The following is a 7,825-nucleotide window of genomic DNA, read 5'->3' as shown; positions in this document are numbered from 1 at the left end:
CGCCCGCACCGTGGGCGGCGGTGATGGACGCCGCCATCGCGCTGCAGTCCAGCGAGGTGCTGGCCGCCCGCGAACTGCTGGCGCGCCAGCTCGCCGCCGCCGCGCCGGCCGCCGCCCCGCTGCCCGCGTGGCTGATGCAGTCGGACCTGCAGCTCATGGACGGCGATGGTGCCGCCGCCGCGCAGACCCTGCGCACGGCGTTGCAGCACTGGCCCGCGCACCCCGCGCTGGTGGCCCAGCTGGCCCGGGTGCAGATGCTGAGCGACCGCGTGGAGGACGCCACGGCCACGCTGGCCCCGGCGCAGGGCACCGCGCACGCGGAGATCGCCCTGGTGCGCGCCGAGCTGGCCCGCCGCCGGGGCGATGCGCCCGCCACGCTGGCGGCCTACACCGAGGCCACGCGGCTGGCCGGGGGCGACGCGCGCGGCTGGCAGGGCCTGGGCAGCGCGCACACGGAGCGCGAGGACTCCGGCCCGGCCCGCGCCAGCCTGAAGCAGGCCCTGGCGCTCGCGCCGCAGAGCCTGGGCGCCTGGGGCGAACTGGGCACGCTGGAGACCTTCGCCAACCAGTTCACGGAGGCGGGCCAGGCATTCAACACGGCGCTCGGCGAGAACCCGGCGGACTATGTGGCGCTCACGGGGCAGGGGCTGCTGCACCTCAAGCAGGGCCAGCCGCAGGCCGCGCTCGACGTGTTCCTGCGCGCCGGGGTGATGGAGCCCCGCTACGCGCGCGCCAAGACCTGGACGGCCGTGGCGTACTACCAGCTCGGCCGCCACCAGGATGCCCTGGCCACGCTGCACCAGGCCAGCGCCCTGGACGACAAGGACCCCGTCCCGTACATGCTGCTCGCGCAGATCCACACCGACCTGTTCCAGCCTGGCGAGGCCGTGGAGGCGGCCCGCGCCGCCGTCGAACGCATGCCCTATCTCAAGTCCCTCAACCAGGTGGCCAATGACCAGAAGGGCAGCGCCAACCTGGGCGCCTCGCTCGCGTTCTTCGGCATGGAGGACTGGGCGCTGGAGCTGGCGCAGCAGAGCTTCTACCCGTACTGGGGCGGCAGCCACCTGTTCCTGGCGGACCGCTACCCGGGCGAGTTCAACAAGAACTCGGCGCTGTTCCAGGGCTTCCTCACGGACCCGATGGCGTTTGGCGCGAGCCAGCGGTATTCGTCGCTGCTGCAGCAGCCGGGCGCGCACGGGGCCGTGGGGGTGACGCTGGACAAGGACCTGTACCGCATGCGGGCGCCCGCGGTCACCCTCAACGGCATGGACAACACCCACGTGCCCGTGTCGTGGTTCTTCAAGGCGCAGTCGGCCAATGCCAGCGAGTTTCCGTTCGATCTGCAGGTCAACGATGCCCCGGCCGTGCGGGGCGGCTATGGCGACGTGCGCGCACGCGCGGTCACGGTGGGCGCAGGCATGCAGCCCACCGAGCGCATCAACCTGTTTGCCTATGTGAACCAGTTCGACATGCGCCTGCGCAGCCAGAACCTGTTCGAGACCTCCATGGACAACAAGAGCACCCAGGGCGCCCTGGGCATGTCCTACCGCTGGGGGCCGACCGAGCAGACCTGGATCAAGCTGGGGCGCAGCGTGGAGGACATCCTGCTGCTGCGCTACCCCACGCTGTATCTGCAGCCGCCCTTCGTGAGCCTGATGGGCGTGAGCAGCGAACCCAAGAAACAGTTCACCGACCTGCAACTGCGCCATACGGTGGACACCGCGCCCGGCAGCCGCTGGAGCGTGGCGCTGGAGCACGTGCGCGAACGCCAGAACAACCTGATCGGGGGCGAGGCGGCCGTGGGCGCCAACATCCCGGGCGTGGGCGAGTACCGCGACTACCTGCTGGTGGGCGGGTACAACCGCGTGGACCGGCGCTACACCGCCCTGACCCTGGCCACGACCCAGCGCCTGGACCCCGCGCTGAACCTGGATGCGGCGCTGGGCCTGCAGCAGATACGCCACCGCGTCGATGGCCTGACGCAGAGCTACCTGGTGAATCTGGACCACTTCAGCGAGGAGGAGGCGCGCCGCGCCGAGATGGAACGCGTGGTCACGCCGCGCGTCGGCCTCGTCTGGCAGCCAGCGCAGGGCACCACGGTGCGCATGGCCTACCAGGATTGGCTGCGCCCGCTCAGCGTATCGACGCTCACCAGCGTGGAAACGGCGGGAATTCCCGTCGAGGACCGTCTGGTCGAGGCCGGCGGCCGCCACAAGCGCACCGTGGCGCAGGTGGGCCTGGAGCTGGGTGCGAGCACCTTCCTGAGCCTGCGCGCGGACCACCTGCGCGTGCGCAACCCCGGCACCGTGGGCGTGGACCTGCGCACGCCCAGCCTGCCGTTCCTCGAAGAAATGCGCAACGCGCAGCTCGTCAACCTCTCGACCACCGACCTGCTGGAAGACACGCCCAGCTTCGACTCCGGCACGCTCAAAACCCTGGGCGCGGGCCTCAACCACATGTTCAGCCGGCGCTGGTCGGGCTATGCCAAGTACCTCTACCAGGGCAGCGAAAGCCGCAGCCACGACGCGGACGTACCCGTGGGCCGCATCCCCTACATCCCGCGCCACACGCTGGCGGTGGGCGCCACCTGGGCCAGCCCGCAGCGGCTGTACCTGAGCGGCCGCGCGGTGTACCGGTCGGAGCGCTTCGAGGACAAGGAGAACCTCACGCGCATCGCGCCGGGCTGGGGCGTGGACCTCATGGGGTTCTGGGAATCGCAGGACAAGCACTGGGTCGTGGGTGTGGCCGCCATGAACCTGTGGGCGCCGAAGTCGGACCGCAGGAAGACCCGCTATGTCCTGGACGCGCGCTATCGCTTCTGAGCCTGCCGCGCCCACCGCGCGGCGCCGGCAGCGGCTGCTGTCGCTGGGGGCCTGCGCGCTGGCGCTGCTGCTGGTGGGCGCCGCCACGCTCAGCCGCCCGTGGCACGCGCTGGAGTTCAAGACCTTCGACGTGCTCACGGCCCTGGCCGCGCCGCAGCGTCCGGGCCTGCCCGTGGTGATCCTGGCGATCGACGAACCCACCTTCCAGGAACTGCAGCAGACCTGGCCGTTCCCGCGCGGCATGCATGCGGCCCTGCTGCGGCGCCTGCACGCGGAGGGCGCCGCCGCCGTGGGCCTGGACATCGTGTTCGCCGACCCGTCCACCGAGGCGCAAGACGCCGCCCTGGCGCGCAGCATCGCCGAGACCGGCCCCGTGGTCCTGGCCGCCACCCGCGAGAAGATCGACAGCGCCAACGCCGCGCTGTGGATGGACGTTCTGCCGCTGCAGCGTTTTCTGGACGCCGGTGCCGATGCGGGCGATGCCGGCGTGGAGCCGGACGACGACTTCGTGGTGCGCCGCGCCCCGGTGGCGCGCGAGAGTTTTGCGCTGCGCCTGGCGCAGCGCGCGGCCGAGGCGCGCGGCCAGATGCCGGTGCTGCGCCACTTCGACTGGATTGGCTACCGGGGTCCGCGTGGCACCTTTGACACGCGCTCGTACTACCAGGCGCTGGAGCCGGGCCTGCTGCCCGCGGGCTTCTTCAAAGGCAAGATCGTGCTGGTGGGGCGCTCGGCGCGCACGGCCACCGAGCTCACGCGCTCGCAGGCCGATCTCTTCAATTCGCCGTTTGGCACTGCGGGGGGCGAGCGGCTGTTCCCGGGGGTGGAGCTGCAGGCCACGCTGGTGGACAACTTCCTGTCCGGCGGCGGGCTGCGCAGCGTTTCGGAGGGCTGGACGCTCGCGCTCACCGCCTTGCTGGTGCCCGTGCTGCTGTGGGGCAGCCGCCGCCTGCACCCGGCGGGCGCGGCGGCGCTCACGGGGGCGCTGGTGGTTGCGATGGGGGCGGTGTCGTGGTGGCTGTTCGCCGGTTTTCGCCTCTGGTGGCCGCCGCTGCTGCCCGCCGCGGCCGCGGTGGCCGTCTACGGCGCGGCCGCGCTCGTGGGCTTTGCCATCGTGCGCCAGCGGGCCCGCCAGACGCGGGCGATGTTCGCGCAGTACGTGCCCCCCGCCGTGGTCTCGCGCCTCATCGCGCAGCCCGGGCTGATGCGCCTGGGCGGCGAGGCGCGCGAGGTGACGCTGATGTTCACCGACCTGGCCAACTTCACCACCTTGTCCGAGCAGCTGAGCGCGGAGCAGACCGTGGAGGTCCTCACCGGCTATTTCAACGCGATGACGCCCATCGTGCATGGCAGCGGCGGCACGGTGGACAAGTTCATCGGCGATGCCGTGATGGCGTTCTGGGGCGCGCCGCTGGACGACCCGCAGCATGCCTTGCATGCGGTGAAGGCGGCCATCGCCATGCAGCAGGCGATGCAGGCGCTGGTGGCCGACCTCGTGGCGCGGGGGCTGCCGCCCATCCACATGCGCATCGGCCTGCACACGGGGCGGGTGGTGGTGGGCAACGTCGGGTCGGAACAGCGCTTTTCGTACACCGCGATCGGCGACGCGGTGAACCTCGCGGCCCGGCTGGAGGGCGCCAACAAGGCGTTTGGCACGGGCATCCTGCTGTCGGCCGCCACGGCCGCGCAGTTGCCCGCCTCGGTGGCGCTGCGCGCGCTGGACGATGTGATCGTCAAGGGCAAGACCGAGTCGGTGCGCGTGTTCACGCCCTGCGACGATGCCGTGGTGCGCGATGCCAGCCTGGCGGCGCTGGGCGCCTTCCATGCGCGCGACTGGGAGCGCGCCAATGGCCATCTGGCGCAGGTGCTGGCGCGCGTGCCCGGCGATGCGGCGGCGCTGCGCCTGCAGGAGCGCGTGGCCGTGGCGCGCGCCTTGCCCGCTGGCGGCGACTGGTCGCCCGCCGTGGCGCTGGACAAGTTGTGAGGATGTTTTGACATGTATTCACCGGGGACATGGCCCGCGGTGCCATCATGGGGTCGGGAGCCTGTCTGACCTGGAGCGTCGAAGCGAAGATTGGCCCCGGCGAGGATGGTTTTTGCTGGATTTGCAGCCCCATGGCCGAGCCATGGGGCCAAAGACGGTAAAAAAATGGACCGCTGTGGCCAATCCGCAGCCGACGACTCCCAGTCAGACAGGTTTCTCAAGCAACGTCATCTGAAAGGAACCCCGATGCAAGTACACGTCAACACAGACGACCACATCCACGGCGGCGAGTCGCTCGCGCAGTGGATCACGGATGAATCCCGAAGCCGCCTGTCGCGCTTTCAGGATCACGTCACGCGGCTGGAGGTGTTTCTGTCGGACCTGGATGCGGGCAAGTCCGGCGCCAACGACAAGCGCTGCCGCATCGAAGCGCGCGTGACGGGTCGCCAGCCCATCACCGTGACCGACGAAGCCGACAAGATGGCCAACGCCTTCATCGGTGCCGCCGACAAGCTGGGCCGCGCCCTCGATACCGACCTGGGCCGGGCCAAGGACCGCCACGGCCGCGACACCATCCGGACGGCGGTGGAAGAGTAGTTTTGAATGAAATTGGCCGCCAGCGCTTGATGGATAAGCGCTGGCAGCTATAAATTCAGGAGCTTTTCCAGGAGCCTGGTGTTTGTCCTGGAGCGGGTGCATGAGCTGGGCGTGCCCCCCGCGAGGCCCGCCAAGCAACAACCGCCCCGCTTCGGGGGCTCCGTCCCCCTTCAGGAGGACGGCGCCACGGGCGACTCAGGGGGCGGTCAACTTCACAGATCCAGCACCAGCAGCTTGCTGCGCGCGCGCGAGCAACAGGGCATGAACTGCTCGTTGCCCGCTTTTTCTTCGTCGGTGAGGTACATGTCCCGGTGGTCCACCTCGCCCTCCAGCACGCGCGTGAGGCAGGTGCCGCACACGCCCTGCTCGCACGAGGTCAGGATGTCGATGCCTTCGCTGCGCAGGGCCTCCACCACCGACACATCGCAGGCAATGCGGTAGACCTTGCCGGTGCTGGCAATGCGCACGTCGAAGTCCTGATCGCCCGAGGTGTCCTGCGCGGGGGCGCCAAAGTATTCGAGGTGGATATGGTCCTGCGGCCAGCCCAGGGCCTTGGCGGTGCTCACCACGTGGTCGATGAAGCCCGGGGGGCCGCACACATACAGGCGCTTGTCGGGCCCGGGTCCGGCCAGCGCCGCGGGCAGGTCGAGCTTCTGGCCGGGAGCGCCCGCATCGAAGTGGAACTGCGTGTGCGGCGCCATGGCCGAGGCCGCGATCTCGCCGGCGAACGCCGTGCGTTCGGCCGAGCGGGTGCAGTAGTGCAGCGTGAAGTCGGCGCCCGTGTGCGCCAGCCGGTCGGCCATGCACAGCAGCGGCGTCACGCCGATGCCGCCCGCCAGGAGCAGCGTGCGCTGCGCCGGGTGCAGCGCGAAGTGGTTGCGTGGCGTGCTGATGGTGATCACGTCGCCCTCGTGCACGCTGTCGTGCATGGCAACCGAGCCGCCGCGCGAAGCGGGGTCGCGCAGCACCGCGATGCGGTAGCGGTGCGATTCGTGCGAGGCGTTGCACAGCGAGTACTGCCGGGTCAGCCCCCCGGGCAGGTGCACGTCGATGTGCGAGCCCGCGCTGAAAGGGGGCAGCGCCGCGCCGTCCACGCGCGCCAGCTCGAAGCTGGCGATGCCTTCGGCCTCGGCCCGCTTGCTGGCCACGCGGACCTGCAGGGTCTCCTGGGCGGTCATGCCGGCTGCTCCGCGGGCGCGCGTTCGGCCGCCAGGGCGCGGTCCAGCACCTTGCGCGATTGCACGCCGCCCGCGTCGATGTTGAGCATGAGCAGCTTGCGCTCGGGGTAGCGCAGCAGGTTCTGCTGCTGCAGCTCCAGCATTTCCTGGTCTTCGGCAAAGATCTTGCCCTGGCCCTCGCGGATCTGCGTGGTGAGCGACGGGTCCTGCGGCTTGAAGTTGCGCGCCATGCCCCAGAAGTAGTGGATGGAGGTCTCGGTCTCGGGCGTGATGAAGTCCACCACGATGCTCGACGCCTTCTTGTCGGCCGGCGCGTCGTAGCCACCGTGGCCGGCCAGCGCCACGCCCACCTCGATCAGCACGTGGCTCGGTGGCGTGAAGTGGCAGATCTGCCAGCGGTCCACGGGCTGGTCGTCGGGCAGGCCGTTCATGCGCAGCGCCATTTTCCAGAACGGCGGGGCTTCGATGCCTTCCATGAAGCGGCTGGTGATGACCTCGTCGCCCTCCACGCGGGTCTTGCAGGGCACCTCGTCGATTTCCTTTTGCCCGATGCTGGTGGCATGCACGTAGGTCTCGTGCGTGAGGTCCATCAGGTTGTCGATCATCAGGCGGTAGTCGCAGGCGATGTGGTACAGCCCGCCGCCATAGGCCCATTCGGGGTTGTCGGCCCAGGGCAGGTGGTGGATGGTGGCCGGGTCCGCCTGGGCCGCGTCGCCGGGCCACACCCAGATGAAGCCGTAGCGCTCCACCACCGGAAAGCTGCGCGCCTTGGGAAACCCCTGCACGCGCTGGCCGGGCATGGACACCGACTTGCCCGTGCATTCCACCCGCAGGCCGTGGTAGCCGCATTGCAGGTGGCCGTCGCACACGGTGCCCAGCGACAGCGGTGCGCCCCGGTGGGGGCAGAAGTCGTCGAGCGCGGCGACCTGGTCGGGCGCGGGGCGGTAGAACACGATCTTCTCGCCGCAGATGGTGCGGCCCAGGGGCTTGTCCGCGATTTCGTCGGGTGTGCAGGCGACGTACCAGGCGTTCTTGGGATACATGGCGGTTTGTCTCTTTCTGTGGGGGTCGTGGGGCCCGGGGCGGCACGGCCGCAAAGCCTGGGCGCTGGTCCGAATTGTGCGAAATGCCGGCGGCGCTGTATACATAAAAATCAGCGAAATCAGCTATCGCACATTGGCATGGCCTATAAGTTGTTGTTTTGATTGATTTTGCTGGGCGTGTTGTGAATCCAGGGGGAAATTTCT

The 7,825-nt window shown here is 69.8% G+C and carries 5 protein-coding genes; 3 read left to right on the top strand and 2 right to left on the bottom strand.

Annotated elements, in window-relative coordinates; translation table 11 throughout:
* From AC07PV_RS23670 to AC07PV_RS23660, 3 genes are all read left to right on the top strand, one after another.
* Positions 1–2,822, top strand: a 2,822-nt coding sequence (locus tag AC07PV_RS23670) for a TonB-dependent receptor domain-containing protein (RefSeq protein WP_494631480.1), incomplete at its 5' end; no start/stop codon positions are given.
* Positions 2,794–4,803: a CHASE2 domain-containing protein gene (locus AC07PV_RS23665; protein WP_494631478.1), complete on the top strand. Its 2,010-nt coding sequence runs from the start codon at positions 2,794–2,796 to the stop codon at positions 4,801–4,803. The genes AC07PV_RS23670 and AC07PV_RS23665, both read left to right, overlap by 29 nt.
* A 246-nt stretch (positions 4,804–5,049) precedes the next feature.
* Complete coding sequence (locus AC07PV_RS23660; RefSeq protein ID WP_218297921.1) at positions 5,050–5,400, top strand: HPF/RaiA family ribosome-associated protein; 351 nt, start codon at positions 5,050–5,052, stop codon at positions 5,398–5,400.
* Positions 5,401–5,612: 212 nt separating this feature from the next.
* Here AC07PV_RS23660 and AC07PV_RS23655 read toward each other — a convergent pair whose 3' ends face one another.
* Entirely contained in the window at positions 5,613–6,578 is a 966-nt protein-coding gene (locus AC07PV_RS23655) for a PDR/VanB family oxidoreductase (RefSeq protein ID WP_218341756.1), read from the bottom strand.
* Positions 6,575–7,621, bottom strand: coding sequence for an aromatic ring-hydroxylating dioxygenase subunit alpha (locus tag AC07PV_RS23650; protein ID WP_218297919.1), 1,047 nt, complete (start codon positions 7,619–7,621; stop codon positions 6,575–6,577). The genes AC07PV_RS23655 and AC07PV_RS23650 overlap by 4 nt, the downstream gene beginning before the upstream one ends.
* Between the last annotated feature and the right edge of the window lie 204 nt (positions 7,622–7,825).

This window comes from Acidovorax sp. GW821-FHT09A11 (genome assembly GCF_059418365.1).
This window is presented reverse-complemented; position numbering and strand designations above follow the sequence as displayed.